The following is a 299-nucleotide window of genomic DNA, read 5'->3' as shown; positions in this document are numbered from 1 at the left end:
CTGGCAATACATCTACCTTGAGAATATTGAAATCCCAGGATTATACCTAGCGGCAAAACGTCCAGTGATTAAGCGTGACGGTATGCTCATAATGAAAGACGATGAGCGGATGGAGCTCAAAGAAGGTGAGGTGATTGAAGAAAAGATGGTTCGTTTCCGCACACTTGGCTGTTACCCGTTGACGGGTGCGGTAGAGTCTGAAGCCGCAACGCTGCCAGAAATTATCCAAGAGATGCTACTCACCACAACGTCTGAACGCCAAGGCCGTGCTATTGATCATGATTCTTCTGGCTCAATGG

1 pseudogene is annotated in these 299 nt (G+C 47.8%); it reads left to right on the top strand.

What is annotated here, in order from left to right:
• Positions 1 to 299: pseudogene (locus tag AB4653_RS29095) on the top strand (sulfate adenylyltransferase small subunit); the annotation flags it as partial.

The sequence above is a fragment of the Vibrio sp. 10N.222.48.A3 genome (assembly GCF_041475345.1).
GTDB lineage: Bacteria > Pseudomonadota > Gammaproteobacteria > Enterobacterales > Vibrionaceae > Vibrio > Vibrio tasmaniensis_A.
The sequence above is the reverse complement of the archived record's forward strand: the minus strand, read 5'-3'. Positions and strand labels throughout refer to the sequence as shown.